The organism is Pseudoalteromonas sp. SG45-3 (genome assembly GCF_014164075.1).
GTDB classification, from domain to species: domain Bacteria; phylum Pseudomonadota; class Gammaproteobacteria; order Enterobacterales; family Alteromonadaceae; genus Pseudoalteromonas; species Pseudoalteromonas distincta.
This window is the reverse complement of the sequence record NZ_JACJEN010000001.1, coordinates 333,060-348,573: the sequence shown is the minus strand read 5'-3', so window position 1 is coordinate 348,573 and position 15,514 is coordinate 333,060. Positions and strand designations below refer to the sequence as shown.

At 40.9% G+C, this 15,514-nt stretch carries 13 protein-coding genes; 9 read left to right on the top strand and 4 right to left on the bottom strand.

Annotation, left to right across the window (positions count from 1 at the left end; all coding sequences use genetic code 11):
* Nucleotides 1-16: 16 nt before the first annotated feature.
* From H5126_RS01520 to fadI, 3 genes are all read right to left on the bottom strand, one after another.
* Nucleotides 17-526, bottom strand: a complete 510-nt coding sequence (locus H5126_RS01520) for a GNAT family N-acetyltransferase (RefSeq protein ID WP_024596740.1) — start codon at nt 524-526, stop codon at nt 17-19.
* A gap of 74 nt (nt 527-600) precedes the next feature.
* A complete protein-coding gene (fadJ, locus tag H5126_RS01515; protein ID WP_182693123.1) occupies nt 601-2,808 on the bottom strand; it encodes a fatty acid oxidation complex subunit alpha FadJ in 2,208 nt (735 codons plus the stop codon).
* Entirely contained in the window at nt 2,808-4,118 is a 1,311-nt protein-coding gene (gene fadI, locus H5126_RS01510) for an acetyl-CoA C-acyltransferase FadI (protein WP_004335629.1), read from the bottom strand. The genes fadJ and fadI overlap by 1 nt, the downstream gene beginning before the upstream one ends.
* Before the next feature lie 306 nt (nt 4,119-4,424).
* Between fadI and H5126_RS01505 the strand changes: the two genes are divergently transcribed.
* The 9 genes from H5126_RS01505 to H5126_RS01465 all read left to right on the top strand — a co-directional run bounded on the left by H5126_RS01505 (nt 4,425) and on the right by H5126_RS01465 (nt 13,718).
* Nucleotides 4,425-5,381 (top strand): MoxR family ATPase, encoded by a 957-nt coding sequence (locus H5126_RS01505; protein ID WP_007377762.1) that lies wholly within the window; start codon nt 4,425-4,427, stop codon nt 5,379-5,381.
* A gap of 3 nt (nt 5,382-5,384) precedes the next feature.
* A complete protein-coding gene (locus tag H5126_RS01500) occupies nt 5,385-6,329 on the top strand; it encodes a DUF58 domain-containing protein (RefSeq protein ID WP_004335626.1) in 945 nt (314 codons plus the stop codon).
* Nucleotides 6,330-6,331: 2 nt separating this feature from the next.
* Entirely contained in the window at nt 6,332-6,766 is a 435-nt protein-coding gene (locus H5126_RS01495) for a DUF4381 domain-containing protein (protein WP_004335624.1), read from the top strand.
* Nucleotides 6,759-7,745 (top strand): VWA domain-containing protein, encoded by a 987-nt coding sequence (locus tag H5126_RS01490; protein ID WP_182721228.1) that lies wholly within the window; start codon nt 6,759-6,761, stop codon nt 7,743-7,745. Before H5126_RS01495 ends, H5126_RS01490 begins: the two co-directional genes overlap by 8 nt.
* A complete protein-coding gene (locus tag H5126_RS01485) occupies nt 7,745-9,676 on the top strand; it encodes a VWA domain-containing protein (protein WP_182721227.1) in 1,932 nt (643 codons plus the stop codon). The genes H5126_RS01490 and H5126_RS01485 overlap by 1 nt, the downstream gene beginning before the upstream one ends.
* Nucleotides 9,670-11,328, top strand: coding sequence for a BatD family protein (locus H5126_RS01480; RefSeq protein WP_182758492.1), 1,659 nt, complete (start codon nt 9,670-9,672; stop codon nt 11,326-11,328). Before H5126_RS01485 ends, H5126_RS01480 begins: the two co-directional genes overlap by 7 nt.
* A gap of 61 nt (nt 11,329-11,389) precedes the next feature.
* Nucleotides 11,390-11,947 (top strand): sigma-70 family RNA polymerase sigma factor, encoded by a 558-nt coding sequence (locus tag H5126_RS01475; RefSeq protein ID WP_032827217.1) that lies wholly within the window; start codon nt 11,390-11,392, stop codon nt 11,945-11,947.
* Nucleotides 11,947-12,699 carry a DUF3379 family protein gene (locus tag H5126_RS01470; RefSeq protein WP_039489227.1) on the top strand — a complete coding sequence of 251 codons (753 nt, stop codon included), beginning with the start codon at nt 11,947-11,949 and terminating at the stop codon, nt 12,697-12,699. The genes H5126_RS01475 and H5126_RS01470 overlap by 1 nt, the downstream gene beginning before the upstream one ends.
* A gap of 164 nt (nt 12,700-12,863) precedes the next feature.
* Complete coding sequence (locus tag H5126_RS01465; RefSeq protein ID WP_182721321.1) at nt 12,864-13,718, top strand: Tim44 domain-containing protein; 855 nt, start codon at nt 12,864-12,866, stop codon at nt 13,716-13,718.
* 47 nt (nt 13,719-13,765) lie between these two features.
* Here H5126_RS01465 and ggt read toward each other — a convergent pair whose 3' ends face one another.
* Nucleotides 13,766-15,439: a gamma-glutamyltransferase gene (gene ggt, locus H5126_RS01460; RefSeq protein WP_182721322.1), complete on the bottom strand. Its 1,674-nt coding sequence runs from the start codon at nt 15,437-15,439 to the stop codon at nt 13,766-13,768.
* Between the last annotated feature and the right edge of the window lie 75 nt (nt 15,440-15,514).

Sequence of the window (15,514 nt, the reverse complement as noted above, 5' to 3'; positions counted from 1 at the left end):
CTAGCCCATTAAAACCTTAAACCTTAAGCGTATAAATTAAATCGTCATATAACTTTTCGCCTATTGTATGCACTTTAAAAAGTGTATCGGTATGGGTTAAGCCACACTTACTAAGCACCTTTTCAGAACCAATATTGCCACGCGTTACGACAGCTTTAAACTGCCTAATACCACATTCTTTCCAAGCCCAATCAATCACAGCTCTTAAAGACTCTGTCGCGTAGCCTTTATTAAAATACTCTGGCAATAATAAATAACCAAGCTCTGCGGTTTCTCCGTCATAGGCAAAGCCTGTAACACCCACTGGTTGTTTTGTTTTATTATTAATAATGAGTAAGCACAGTGGGTGGCGTGATTTAGTATTCCACTTAGGTAAGCGTATCTCAAAGCGGTTTCTTATCAGTGACTCCATTGGCATATCAAAACAATACTTAAGGACTTGAGGATCGCGATGAAGCGCTAGAAAAAGAGGCCAATCAGATTCTTCCATTTGGTACATGCTCAATCTTTGTGTAAATAATGTCATTAAGCTCCTCATTTAAATATTAAAAATCATAAAAAAACCGCATCTAAATGCGGTTTTTATAAACAGTAGAAACTTTATTCTTTTGTTTCAATCTCTTTAGTAACTTCAGGCTCAGTGACACTTTGCTCTTGTGGCTCAGTGCTTTGTACTTCAGGAGCTACAACCTCAACAGTTGCTGCATTATAAAAAGTAGTACCAGAGCTTGCCATTGTTACCAGTGACTCACATGGAGCAAAGTTAGCATCGCTGTTAGCTAATGTAGACATATCAGAGCTTATTTTACTTGCGCCTAATTTATCCATATAGCTAAACGGGCCACCTAAAAATGGTGGGAAACCAATACCAAATATTGCACCAATGTCGCCATCACGAGGGCTTGCAATAATGCCATCATCTAAACAGCGTACTGCTTCGTTAAGCATTTTCGATACACATCGCTTAGCAATTTCGCTTTTGTTTAAACGTGGAGCTGGGGTAACACCCAATAGTTCGTAAACTGACTCATCAACCTTTTTGCCTTTTTTGTCGTATTCATAAAAACCACGACCGGACTTACGGCCAAGGCGTTTTGAATCAATCATACGCATAAATGCATCAGGGCCTTTAAAACGCTCACCTAATTCTTTTTCAAGAATTGGAGCAATTTTAGAGCCAATATCAATCCCTACTTCATCAAGTAGAGCCAGCGGTCCTACCGGAAAGCCAAACTCAACTAGGGCTGCATCAATCTTTTCAATTGGCTCACCCGCAAGCATTAAATTAGCAGCTTCGTTTAAGTAAGGCGCTAAAATACGGTTTACGTAAAAACCGGCCATGTCTTTTACAACAATTGGCGTTTTGCCTTGCTTACGTGCAAAGTTAACAACGCGAGCAATAGTCTCTTTAGATGTACCTTCGTGTGGAATAATTTCCACTAATGGCATTTTTTCTACTGGTGAAAAGTAATGTAAGCCAATTACATTTTCAGGACGTGCTGCCTGCGCTGCAATTTGCGAAATTGGTAATGATGACGTGTTACTAGCAAAAATTGTATTTTCTTGGCATTGCTGCTCTACGTCGGCAACCATACCTTGCTTAAGCGCAAGATCTTCAAACACAGCTTCTATTACTAAATCAATGTGTTTAAAGCCGCTGTAGTCTGTTGTACCTGTAATACGGTTCATTGTTAACTGCATATCAGCTTTAGACATAATACGGCGCTTAAGGCGCTTGTCTAAAATTTTGTAGGTGTAGCTCATTGCATTACTAATGCCCTGCTCTGCTACATCTTTAATACGTACCGGTACTTTAGCTTTAACAGCACTTACGTGCGCAATACCTGCGCCCATTAGTCCACCACCTAAAACAGCAGTTTTGCTAATTGCGGGTGCGTCATCATTGCGCCACTCTTTTTTCATTTCAGTGGTTGCAAAGAAAATACCGCGAAGCGCTTTCGATTCGTCACTCATTACAAGTGTTGCAAAGCTTTCAGCTTCTGTTTTATACGCTTTTAGCTCATCAAGCTCTACACTAGCACGCACAGCTTTAATAATAGCGAGTGGTGCTGGGTAGTGCCCGCCCGTTTTTTTAAGTACGTTTTCTTTAGCTTTTTTAAAAATAAAGTTACGGCCAAACGGGTTTGACTCTAGTAATTTACTAATATTGTCGAGCTTTGGCTCTTTTGCTTGTGGCTTTTTCTTAGTCGCAAATTCTTTTGCAACTTTTAGCAGCACACTGTGTGGTACACAGTCATCAAGCACGCCTGCTTTTTTAGCTTGCTTAGGGCGAATTTGTTTACCTGTTAGCATCCACTCAAGTGCTTTTTGAATACCAACAATTTTAGTTAAGCGCTGCGTACCGCCGCCACCTGGTAGTAAACCAAGTTGCACTTCTGGTAAGCCAATTTTTGTTAAATCGCTGTCGGTACCAACACGGTAGTCACACGCTAAAGCAAACTCTAAACCACCACCTAATGCAGCGCCATGAATCGCACTTACTGTTGTGTATGGCAGTTTTGTCATATCAAAAAATGCTTGATGGCATAGTTCGCTAATAGCTAAAGCATCATCACGCTTTTGAACGCTATCAAGCATTTTTACATCGGCGCCCGCGATAAAGTTATCGGTTTTTCCGCTTATAAATACCATGCCTTTTACATTTTGCGACTTAGCGTCTTCTAATAATGCTTTTAAGTCATCGGCAAAACTACTGCGCAGGGTATTCATTTTCTCCCCTGGCACATCAATCGTTACTACGGCAATTTTGTTTTCATCTACCGCTAAATTAAATACTGAATCAGTCATTACGCGCTCTCCAATACAAAGGCTGCACCTAAACCACCAGCAGCACACGCTGTTGTTAATGCCAAACCGCCACCACGACGCTTAAGCTCGTGTAAGCTTTGCGTAATTAAGCGTGCACCTGTTGCTGCAAATGGGTGACCATATGCTAAAGAGCCGCCGTTAACGTTAAACTTATCCATGTTAATTTCGCCAATTGCTTTGCTGCGACCTAAATGCTCTTGTGCAAATTTGTCTGAGGCAAACATTTTCATATTGGCAAGTGTTTGCGATGCAAACGCTTCGTGCATTTCAATTAAATCTAAATCAGCAAGCGTAATACCCGCTCTATCTAGTGCAATAGGCGTTGAATGAGCTGGGCCCATTAACATGTCTTTTTCTACGCCAATTGCCGAAAATGCAAAGCTACGTACGTAACCTAGTATTTCATAGCCAAGTGCTTTTGCTTTGCTTTCGCTCATCATAAGTACGGCCGCTGCACCATCAGTTAATGGTGTTGCATTTGCGGCGGTAACAGTACCGTGCTGACGGTCAAAAACAGGTTTAAGCTTGGCGTAGCCTTCAACCGTTGAGTTTTTACGAATGTTGTTATCTTCTGAAATAAAGCTTTTATATGGCGGTAAATGCGCCGTCATTACTTCATCTTTTAACTTACCATCAGCCCATGCTTGCGTTGCAAGTGAGTGAGAACGATGCGCTAACGCATCTTGATCTTCACGGCTAATGTTGTGTGTTTTAGCCATTTGCTCAGCAGTTTGCCCCATTGAAAGGCCTGTTGAGTACTCTGCAACTGCAGGAGGCACTGGTAATAAGTCTTTTAAACGCAGTTTTGAAAATATTTTTAAACGTTGACCAAGCGTACGCGCTTTATTTAAATCAACTAAGCTGCCTGCTAGCTTTTTACTTACACCAATTGGCAATACTGATGACGAATCTGCGCCACCTGCAATACCTACACTTACAGATCCCGCCATAATAGACTCAGCTACATTAGCAATAGCCTGAAAGCTGGTAGCACATGCGCGCGATACAGAATATGCATCAACCGATACAGGCATACCTGTGCCCAATACAATTTCACGTGCAATATTTGGCGCTTCTGGCATTTGTACTACTTGACCAAATACAAGTTGATCAATTTCTGACTTATTGAAATTTAATCGTTCAAGCATTTCGTTAACCACCAATTTACCCATATCAAGTGCTGGTACATGGTGAAACGCTGTTGCTTGTTTTGCAAAAGGTGTACGTAAGCCGCTAACGATGGCAATACGGTCGCCCTTTGGTGTTTTTAGTATGTTTTGCTCAGACATTTATGCTCTCCCGCTGACAGGTCTGACCTGTTTGTTTTCCTCGATTCTAAACAACCCGTGCCCTAAAGCCAATAGATAAACACAAATTTATATAAACAGTGTTTAATTACGACTATCACAATAGGCTTTTTTAGACGCATTTACAAAGTTTTGTGGTACGCTAAAATTCGTTAAAAAATAACGAACTATTTTAAAAAATACAGTCTAACTCTTGAGTTACCCAATTATAAACCTTATAAATAGGTCAGTATTTATCACCTAACACTATTAGGTACAAACCCAGCTGACGAGGACAGTCCACTTATTATGGCAGCTAACGCATTTTCACAATTAAAAACGTACTTAGATACACAAATCATTGGCCAGCCAGAGCTTACTCAAGCGCTACTTATTGCTATTTTAGCTGATGGTCACTTATTAGTAGAAGGCCCTCCTGGGCTTGCAAAAACACGTGCAGTTAATGCACTTGCTAAAGGCATTGAAGGCTCATTTCAGCGCGTACAGTTTACGCCAGATTTATTACCAGCTGATGTAACAGGTACCGATATTTACCGCCAACAAACTAGCGAGTTTGTATTTGAAAAAGGCCCTCTTTTTCACAACCTAATTTTAGCTGACGAAATTAATCGTGCACCAGCCAAAGTACAATCAGCACTATTAGAAGCCATGGCAGAGCGACAAGTTACCGTGGGTAAAAATACCTATCCGCTTAGCGAACTGTTTTTAGTTATGGCAACGCAAAACCCGCTAGAGCAAGAAGGGACTTACCCGTTACCAGAAGCCCAGCTGGATCGCTTTTTACTGCACCTAAGTATTGACTACCCTGGCGCAGAGCATGAGCTTGATATACTGCGTTTAACACGCGGCGAAGCGCTTAACGAGCAACAACCAGTAATGCAAAAAATTAGTCAAAGCGATTTATTTGCAGCGCGTAAAGAAATATTAGGCCTTTATTTAGCAGAGCCACTTGAGCAATATTTAGTACAACTTATTATAGCCACCCGTGAAGGCGCTAAATTAGACGCGCAACTAGGTAGCTGGATTGAGTTTGGTGCAAGTCCGCGTGCAACAATAGCACTTGATAAATGTGCTCGTGCTCATGCATGGCTTCAAGGCCGTGACTTTGTAGCACCTGATGATATTCAAGCTGTTGTGCATAACGTACTGCGTCATCGCATTATTTTAAGTTACGAAGCCCAAGCCGATGGCATTACTAAAGATCAAGTAATAAGCCGTATAGTTGAACTTGTAGCCGTACCATAAGTTATGCAAAAACAATTAGAAACCCAAGCATGGCTCAAACAGAGCCATAGCCACGGTGTTAATTTAGCACTCAAAGAGCTGATGTATTACAAAGCCAAAGCGCAATTGCTTGAACTTGCCCCTAAGGTAAAAATAAAAAACACCTTAACAGGGCAATACCTTGCACCGCACAAAGGCCGAGGAATGGAATTTGCCGAAGTGCGACATTATCAGCAAGGTGACGATATTCGCTCTATTGATTGGCGAGTTACTGCGCGTACCGGCGAGACTCACACAAAGCTCTTTCAAGAAGAAAAAGAGCGCCCTGTGTTTGTGTTCACTGATTTTTCTAACTCAATGCTGTTTGGCTCAAAGTTACTGTTAAAGTCGGTGCAAGCTGCGCATATAAGCGCTCTTGTTGCATGGTCGGCGTGTCAGCGCGGCGATAGAATTGGCGGTATTGTGTTTAATCAGCACTCGCATTTAGAGCTAAAACCCAGCGCCCGTGAAAAAGCCGTGCTTAAGCTTTGTCATAATTTATGCGACAACCACCAGCAAGCGCTTAACAATATTGATAAAACAGCCACTAACAACTTTAGCGATAACCTAAAGCGCCTTAACCATTTAGCAAAACCAGGCAGCTTAGTGTATTTAGTGTCTGATTTTAATGCTCTGGATGATGCCAGCTTTAAGCAACTTGAAATATTAAGCCGCCACTGCGAGCTGATTGGTTGCCACATAAGCGATCCATTTGAGCATCAGTTACCTGCGTTTAAGCAAGCCGTTACCGTTAATGCAAATGGTCAAGACTTTGCCCTACCATTAATGGATAACAGCTTTAGAGAACGTTTTGCTAAAAATGCTGAGCAAGCATTTAGCGCGCGCTTTAATCGCCTAACTAAATCGGGTCTTAATTTAATATCATTCAATGCAGCAACACCGCTTGAGCTGCAATTAGTGAGAAAATAACCATGCAAACCAATCCACTCGATGGCCTGCACGATATAATAGCGCCAAGCCAAGTTAATTGGTGGCCACTCGCCCCTGCTTGGTGGGTTATTATTGCACTGCTGTTTTTAGCACTGTGCGCAGCTATTTATATATTTTATAAAAAACATAAATTTAAAAAGCCTAAACGCTACGCAATACAATTGAGCCAAAGTGAGCAAAACCCTCAGCAACTGCATATTATTTTAAAACGTTTAGTGATTGAATATTACGACAAGCGACTTGCTGCGCAATCTACCTCTAAATGGTGCACAACACTTAATACACTCACCGGTTTAAGCTTTACAGAACAAGAAATACTAAGCTTGTATAACCCCAGCCAAAAAGATACAACACTGTGCGAAAAATTTCGCCAAGGTATTAAGCAATTTAAAATAAAGGAGTCAGTAAATGTTTGAATTTAACTGGCCATGGTTATTTTTATTACTACCCTTGCCTTTATTACTTTTACTATTAAAACCCGCAGCAAGTAATGCCAGTACGCGTTTACGTATACCCAGTTTTGCAAAGCACAATTTAACCAGCCAAAGCATCGAGCCACACGCACGACGTTTAAACCCTTTCGAGTGGGTAATTTGGTTATTACTTGTTACTGCTGCTGCCAATCCAACATGGTTAGATGAGCCAATTTCATTACCAAATGAAGGACGCGATATAATGTTAGCAGTTGACTTATCAGGCTCGATGACCGAACAAGACATGGCTTATAATGGCCAATATGTTGACCGCCTTACCATGGTAAAAGCTGTACTCAGTGATTTTATAGAGCAACGTCAAGGCGACAGGCTTGGGCTAATATTATTTGGCGACACCGCGTTTTTACAAACCCCGCTCACCCGCGACGTTAAAACAGTAAGTAAAATGCTCAGCGAAGCGCAAATTGGTTTAGTGGGGCGCGCAACAGCAATTGGTGATGCATTGGGTCTTTCGGTAAAACGCTTTGCCAATAAAGATGAAAGTAACCGAATTGTGGTGCTATTAACCGACGGACAAAACACCGCGGGCAATCTAAACCCAGAAGATGCCCTACTGCTAGCTCGCGAAGAAGGTATTAAAGTGTACACCATTGGTGTTGGCTCAGATAATCCGCGCGGCTTTAGTCTCTTTAATGTGGGTGGCTCTAGTGGCAGTAATTTAGATGAAAGCTTACTTAAAAAGATTGCCGAGCAAACTGGCGGATTATACTTTAGAGCTAAAGATGTAGCTGGCCTTCAACAAATTTACGCAGAGCTTGATAAGCTTGAACCTATTAGCGCTGATGAACAAACATTTCGCCCACAAAGCTCATTATTTTACTACCCGTTACTTATCGCTATTTTACTTATTAGCTTAAAAGTAATGCTTAGTACACTGCGTGCATTAAAGGAGCCAAACTAATGGATTTTGAATTTATTCGCCCCGCTCTTTTATGGTTACTCATACCTGCTGTGGCATTATTTTTTGTTGCCTTAATTAAGCATAAAAAAACCACCAGTGAGCAGCTAATTGCACCTCATTTAGCACAATTTATAATGAGCGAAGCAAACACTAAAGCCAGCCAGCCACTTTGGTTAGTTGCTTTGTTTTGCAGCCTTGGCATTTTATTTAGTGCTGGGCCTAGTTTTGAGAAAAAACAAGTTCCTGTATTTCAAAGTAAAAGTGCCCGTGTAATTGTTATGGATATGTCGTACTCAATGTACAGCACCGATATTTTACCAAATCGTTTAATGCAATCACGCTTTAAAGCGCTTGATATGATTGAGCTATTTAAAGAAGGTGATACCGCGCTTGTAGCTTACGCAGGCACGGCCTATGTAATTTCGCCACTAACAAACGATGCCACAACACTCAGTAATTTAATTCCAAGCTTAAGCCCTGAAATAATGCCAGACAAAGGCTCAAACGTTTTAGCCGGTCTTGATATGGCCAAAGAGCTATTAACGCAAGCGGGTTATATTGATGGCGACATTATTTTAGTAACCGACGGTATTGACCAACAAGAACAAAGCGACGTGAGTAGCTTTACCAGTAACACCCAATATAGATTAAATATTTATGGTGTAGGTACCGCTCAAGGCGCACCAATTAAGTTACCTGAAGGCGGCTTTTTGAAAGACAGATACGGCCAAATTGTTGTACCTACAATTAATGCCTCTCAGCTTAAAAATTTAGCATCAAGCAGCGGCGGTAAATTTGCTAGTTACCAACCTAGCAATAACGACATAAATACGTTTGCTCCAAATGCGCAGAGTGAATTATTGAAAGACGAAAAACAAAGCCATGCGCTTTGGCGAATAGATGCAGGTATTTACGGACTCTTGTTATTACTGCCATTTGGTTTGTATTTATTTAGACGCGCTGCCTTGCTAGGCGCATTTTTAGCTTTTGGTTTTTTACCGCAGCAAAATGCGTATGCCGTAGAGCTCCCTACTCTTTTGAAAAATGCAGAACAACGTGCATTAGAGGCTTACAATAATAAAGAATACGATGCAGCAACACAGGCGCAATCGAGTGAGTTAAAAGGCGCTGCGCTTTACCAGCAAGGTAATTTTGATGCTGCACTTAATGAGTTTAGTAATGATAAGTCGGCTACCGGTTTATACAACTACGGTAATGCCCTTGCCAAAGCTGGTAAACTTGAGGACGCAATTGAAGCGTACAAACAAGCCCAAACCTTACAAGATGACTTTACGCAAGCAGCCGATAACCAAGCCTTAGTTGAGCAATTACTAAATCAACAAGAGCAACAAAACCAGCAAGATCAGCAAAGCGACGGCGACGACTCTCAAGACCAAGATGATAGTCAGAAAAAAGATGAGCAAAACCAAGGGCAAAATTCTGAACAGTCAAAACAGGATCAGCAACAAAATGGTGATAAAAGCGATTCTGAAAAAGGCGAAAACGAAAGTCAAAGCTCAAGCGATGAAAAATCAGATAAAGAGTCTGAACAATCAAAAGATCAACAAGGTGAGCCTGGCGAGCAATCAGATAAGCAAAATGAGCCTGATATGCAAGCCCAGCCACAAAGCGAACAAGGGCAAAATAAAGACGCTGACCAGCCTAAAGAGGATGAGCAGCAACAAAGTAAGCCACAAGCAATAAGTGAGCAACCTGCCACTGATGAGCAAAAACAAAATGCTCAGCAACAAGCGATGCAAGCCCAAGCAAGTGAGCTCACTAATGAAGAAAAAGAAAAAGCACAACAGCTTAATCAACTACTTAGAAAAGTCCCGGACGATCCGGCTATTTTATTACGGAATAAAATGCAATTAGAAGCCCAAAAAAGACAATACAAACGTCGCCCTACAGGAGTCGAAAAATCATGGTAATGCGATTATTTTGCTGTTTATTGCTATTAAGTGCGATGCCTTCGTGGGCTGCCACCAAATTAGAAGCCAGCGTAGATAAAAACCCTGTATTAGCGGGTGAATTTTTTATGCTTAATATATCGGTAGACGATACAGTTAAAGGCGAGCAACCAGACACCTCATCGCTGTTAAAAGACTTTGTTGTAGGCCCGACGAGCTTAAGCTCTCGTACCAACATTATTAATGGCAGCATTAATAAACAAACTACGTGGTCAGTTAAACTAATGACCCGTACAGAGGGTGATTACACGATACCGGCATTTAGCGTTGCAGGGTTAACCTCACAACCTATTAAGTTAAAAGTGGCAAAACGCTCAGTTGATGCAGATAAAAATAACGAAATATTTTTAAAAACGTCACTCTCGAGTAATTCATTATTTGTCCAAGAAGCCGGTGTTTACACTGTTAAGCTCTACCTTGCCAAAGAACTGCTTGATGGCAGCTTAAGCACACCAAGTATGGAAGATGCTCAGCTAACCCAATTAGGTAAACAAACTGAAAGTTATGAGCTAGTTGATGGCAAACGCTACCTTGTTATTACTCGTGAGTATTTGATTCAGCCACAAAAAAGTGGTGCCTACACGATTGCAGGCCCCGCTTTTCAAGGGCGAGTACAGCAAAATTACCGCCAACTGGAGGTATCTGCTCTTGGCGATGATCAGCAAGTAGAAATAAGACCAATCCCGAGTGATTATAAAGGCGCATGGTTACCAAGCGAATTGGTTAACCTTGATGAAGAATGGCAACCTAACGACAACACAGTAGAAGTAGGTACGCCTATAACACGTACTATTACGCTTACCGCGCTTGGAGTTACAAAAGAGCAATTACCTGAAATCTCTATGCCTACTATTGATGGCATACGCAGCTACCCTGATCAAAAAGAAAATAACAATGCAGTGCGAGACGGACGCGTTGTGTCGCAGCAAACGGCATCATATGCCTTACTGCCGCAAAAACCAGGTACTTATACTTTGCCTGAAATAAAGCTGCCTTGGTTTAATACCAAGATGAACCGTATTAGCGTAGCTACATTACCAAAGCGTACTATTACAGTAACGCCAAGTACTACCGCGCCTAATACAGCCATAGCAAACCCACAACCCAGCACAAATAATTCACCTACTCTTGAAAATATTTCGAATCAAGCAACTGGCACACAACCTATTGAAACTAAAAGTGATACTCCTCTTTGGTTAATAGTTGTTGCCGCTTTAGGGTATATTTTATGGATTGGTACTGTAATTTTTTACTTAATAAGCCGTTCTACTAAAAATACGACTGAAAAATTACAGCTAAACACCCGTGGTACTTCTCAGCCAAGCTTAAATGAGCTTAAAGCATTAGCTAAAACACACGATGTGAAAGCCTTTTACACCGCATTAAATAACTTTTCTGTAAAGGTGACCCATAAAAATGTTGGCGCGATTGATGAGCTCTGCATCCGTGTAAACAGCAGCGAGCTTAATGGTCTTATTAGCCAATTGCAGGCACAACTTTATAGTAATAAAGGCGCAAACACGGATCTTAATGCTATTATTAAAATTCTTGAGAACTATCAAACTCAGGCATCAAAGTCGCAACAAACTGTATTAAAAGACCTTTATGATTAATAACTACGAACCTCAGGTCTTTTTTTGCAATAACTAATAATTTTTAATTAAAAAAGTGCTTATGCTTGGAAAGAAAAAATCAAACAATCAGGTCTTAATCGATATGGCAGAGAAACAAAAGCGTTATGAAGCCTTGGTCCACGTTTACAATAAAGAGCTTTATCGCTTTGCTTATTGGTTATGCCGTGATCCGCACATAGCAGATGATTTAGTACAGGAAACGTTTTTACGCGCATGGCGTTCACTCGACTCTTTACTTGATCAAAAGGCAGCTAAACCTTGGCTGCTTACTATATTACGAAGAGAAAACGCACGCCGATTTGAACGTAAACAGTTTGATTACAGCGACGTAGAAAACGATACGCTTGTTGATGAAACCAGCCATTCATTAGACGATGAAATGGAACAAACGGTAATTCAACGCCAGATTGCACTGCTATCTGATGAATACCGAGAGCCATTATTACTGCAAGTTGTAATGGGCTGCTCTGGTGAAGAGATTGCAGGCATACTTAATTTAAATAAAAACACGGTAATGACTCGTTTATACCGTGCCAGAAATCAACTTAAAGAGGCTTTAAGCCGTGATGATGAACAACTTAAAGGGGCATCAAAATAATGGATGAACTTGAGTTTCGTCGCCGCACTATTGCGCAGCCAAACGACATTGACAAGGAGCTTATGGAGTTTGCTGACAATAACCCAGAGCGACAAAGTTTTATTAACGATATGAAAGATTTTGATAAATTCATTCAAGATTCTTTAGATATACCTGTGCCTGAAAATCTTGCAGACCGCATTCTTTTAAACACATCGTTAAAAGAAAAAGCACTCCAAGAAGAACAAGCAACAGGCAAAAACGTGGTTGATGCTCGATCGCGTTTTAAGTTTGATCGTGTACATCTTGCGTTAGCAGCGTCTTTTGTAGTGGCGATTAGTGCCTTCTTTTTTAGTACAGAGCAAAATATTGCACACGAAGCAGGTGAGCATGCGCTTGCCCATGTGTACTACGAAATTAATGCGCTTGATAAAAAAGACCCCATTAGCCTACAAAGCGTTAACGACAAGCTTGCAGTATTAGGTGGTCATCTTGATGAACTTCCTGGCGCTGTAACTTATGCCATGTTTTGTGATTTTAAAGGCGAAAAAGGACTGCATTTAATATTTGAGTCTGATTTTGGTCCAATGACGGTATTTATAGTGCCTTCTGAAAATAAATCATTTGGTTTTGGGGATGACAACTTCCGCGATGAGCGCTTTGAAGGTCACATTAATCGTGGCTCACAAGCTGATACTATTTTAGTGGCAAGTCTTGGAGCACCTCTAGATACATACAATGAACGCGTTACTGGCGCAATTCGTTGGCTTTAAAATAGACAAATTTACCGCTTAGTTTCTACTGAGCGGTTTTTTGATTATATACTCACTAACAAAGCGTTTCTTCACTCCCCAAAACCTCTGATTTTTAAAGTAATTAATTAAATTCCTAAAGAAAGTAAATTATAATCGCGGCTCGATTTTAATTAGGGAATTTCATGAAGAACATCATCGTTATTTTTTCATTATTGGCATTGTTATGTACAGCCAGTTTTGATGCACATGCACGTAAAAAGTTTGGCAGCAGTAAACGCGGACAGACACCTGCAACACAACAAACAGCGCAAAAACAACAAACAGATACAACAACACCTACAGCTGCACCTAAAGCCACATCGAATAAAAAAGGCATTATGGCAGGCGTTTTTGGGGGACTTTTAGCGGGTGGCTTAATTGCAGCAATGCTAGGCGACGATTTTGAAGGTTTTCAGCTATTAGAAATGATTTTATTAGCTGGCGGACTCTTTATTTTATTTAAGCTAGTAACGGGCTTTTTACGTGCTAATCTTGCCCCACAACTTGCCAGTGCAAGTACAAGTGCTCAGCAAAATGCTTTTAAACAAGCACCTATCGAGCAACCAACAAGTACAGCCTTTGCAAGCAGCGCCCCACAAGGTGAAAGTGTGCCTTTTAATTTACCACCTAACTTTGACGTTAATGGCTTTTTGCAAGGTGCCCGTAGTCATTACCATACGCTACAAACTGCATGGAACAATGCCGATTACACCACAATGGCTGAATACTTAAGCCCTGCACTTGTTGCCGAGTTTAAAGCTGAACGTGAAGCTATACAAAGCGTAGAAACAGAAGTGATGTTTATTGATGCCGAACTTGTGCGCGCAGATACAAACGCGCAATCGTGGCAGATTAGTGTTCGCTTTAAAGGTAAGTACCGTGATTTAGGCGATAAAAAAGAAGAGCCTATTTTAGAAATTTGGCACTTAGAGCGTCTAATTTCAGACGATGCTCCATGGCTAATAGTGGGTGTTGAAGATTTAATTGATACTCAATAATTTTGTATTGTTTAAAGCACCGCGCTTTTAGCGCGGTGTTTTTTTATTTAAAAAACAATTGATTTACCACGTCCTGATGCTTCAGAAGCGGCATCTAATTGGCCCTCTTTATTAATAATAACGTGTAAGTCACCAAAGTGATTCTCATCTATGGTGTAGCCCATTTTTGTAAGCTCTGCTTTTACGCTATCGGTTAAACCTATGTGTGTTCTAATTATATTTTTAGGCCACAGTTGATGATGAAAACGAGGGCTATTTACAACCTGCTCTGCAGTCATATCAAACTCTACCGCATTTAAAATAGATTCGTACACAGAGCTAATAATTGTTGTGCCACCAGGCGAGCCTGTCACCATTTTAACGGTGTTGTCTTTAAGGAGTATTGTAGGCGTCATAGAGCTAAGCATACGCTTGTGCGGCTGTATTTCGTTAGCTTTGCCGCCTATTGCACCAAACACATTCATAACGCCTGGTTTGGCACTAAAGTCGTCCATTTCATCATTTAAAATAAACCCTGCACCTTCAACAACTACACCGCTACCAAACCCTAAGTTTATTGTGGTGGTATTTGCGACAGCGTTACCCATTTTATCAACGATTGAAAAGTGTGTAGTTTGCTCACTTTCTTTAAGGCCCGGTTTAATATTTTTGGTAGTCGAGATAGCGGTTAACGAAATGCCATTACTGCGCTCTTTGAGGTAGTTAATATTAGTTAATGCGTTGACTGGTACATCAAAAAAATCAGGATCGCCTAAATACTCCGCCCTATCTGCAAATACACGTTTACCTATTTCAGAAAGTAAGTGTACATACTGAGTAGAGTTATGCGCTAAGCCCGCATCTGGTTTTTGTAGCTCATACATTTTAAGCCACTGTAAAATAGCAATACCACCTGAACTCGGCGGTGGAGAAGTAAGTACTTCATAACCATTCCAACTCGCTTTAATAGGTGTACGTGATTTAGCGGTGTAACCTTCTAAATCATCTTGATTAATTATACCGCCATGTTGGTGCATAAATTTAGCAATAATATTTGCAGTTTCGCCTTTATAAAACCCATCTTGGCCGTTATCACGGATACGCTTTAGCGTTGCCGCTAACTCGGGTTGCTTAAATACTTTATTAGCTTTTACATCAGCAAAGTATTTTTCGAAGTTTACATTTATTTTTTGCTCTTTTAGGTGGGCTATATAATTGCTCACACCTTTTGCTAACTTAGGCGGAACTACAAACCCTTGCTCAGCCAACGTTACCGCTGGTTGTACTAATTCTTCCCACTTTAAAGTGCCATGTTTTTTATGGGCAAGCCACATGCCCGCTACACTGCCAGGTACACCGCTTGCGTGAATACCATATATTGATTTGTTTGCAATAACATTACCTTGCTCATCTAAATACATATCACGATGAGCCGCTGTTGGCGCTGTTTCGCGATAATCTATAAAATCGCCCTTGCCATCTTTTTGAATAAGCATAAATCCCCCGCCGCCAATATTGCCGGCTTCAGGAAGCGTTACTGCTAGTACAAATTGTGCCGTAATAGCCGCATCAACAGCATTACCGCCTTGCTCTAATATACTTTTAGCAGCATCGGCACTGAACGAGTCAGGCATTGCTACCGCACTTTGCGATAAAGGCTGCGCTAAAACACTAAAAGCAGCGAACTGTAAAACCAGCACACTTTTGACAATTAATTTACGTGGTGAAAAAAGCAATCCCATACAACATCCTTAATTTATTATTTTTTAGTTACGCATACTTATTAATGCACGTCACTTAAGGACAGGTCAATCTTT

Coding starts and splice junctions, on each gene's coding strand:
- H5126_RS01475 (WP_032827217.1), top strand. CDS start 11,390: ATGCTTGGAAAGAAAAAATCAAACAATCAGGTCTTAATCGATATGGCA.
- fadI (WP_004335629.1), bottom strand. CDS start 4,118: ATGTCTGAGCAAAACATACTAAAAACACCAAAGGGCGACCGTATTGCC.
- H5126_RS01495 (WP_004335624.1), top strand. CDS start 6,332: ATGCAAACCAATCCACTCGATGGCCTGCACGATATAATAGCGCCAAGC.
- H5126_RS01480 (WP_182758492.1), top strand. CDS start 9,670: ATGGTAATGCGATTATTTTGCTGTTTATTGCTATTAAGTGCGATGCCT.
- H5126_RS01465 (WP_182721321.1), top strand. CDS start 12,864: ATGAAGAACATCATCGTTATTTTTTCATTATTGGCATTGTTATGTACA.
- fadJ (WP_182693123.1), bottom strand. CDS start 2,808: ATGACTGATTCAGTATTTAATTTAGCGGTAGATGAAAACAAAATTGCC.
- H5126_RS01505 (WP_007377762.1), top strand. CDS start 4,425: ATGGCAGCTAACGCATTTTCACAATTAAAAACGTACTTAGATACACAA.
- H5126_RS01470 (WP_039489227.1), top strand. CDS start 11,947: ATGGATGAACTTGAGTTTCGTCGCCGCACTATTGCGCAGCCAAACGAC.
- H5126_RS01520 (WP_024596740.1), bottom strand. CDS start 526: ATGACATTATTTACACAAAGATTGAGCATGTACCAAATGGAAGAATCT.
- H5126_RS01490 (WP_182721228.1), top strand. CDS start 6,759: ATGTTTGAATTTAACTGGCCATGGTTATTTTTATTACTACCCTTGCCT.
- H5126_RS01485 (WP_182721227.1), top strand. CDS start 7,745: ATGGATTTTGAATTTATTCGCCCCGCTCTTTTATGGTTACTCATACCT.
- H5126_RS01500 (WP_004335626.1), top strand. CDS start 5,385: ATGCAAAAACAATTAGAAACCCAAGCATGGCTCAAACAGAGCCATAGC.
- ggt (WP_182721322.1), bottom strand. CDS start 15,439: ATGGGATTGCTTTTTTCACCACGTAAATTAATTGTCAAAAGTGTGCTG.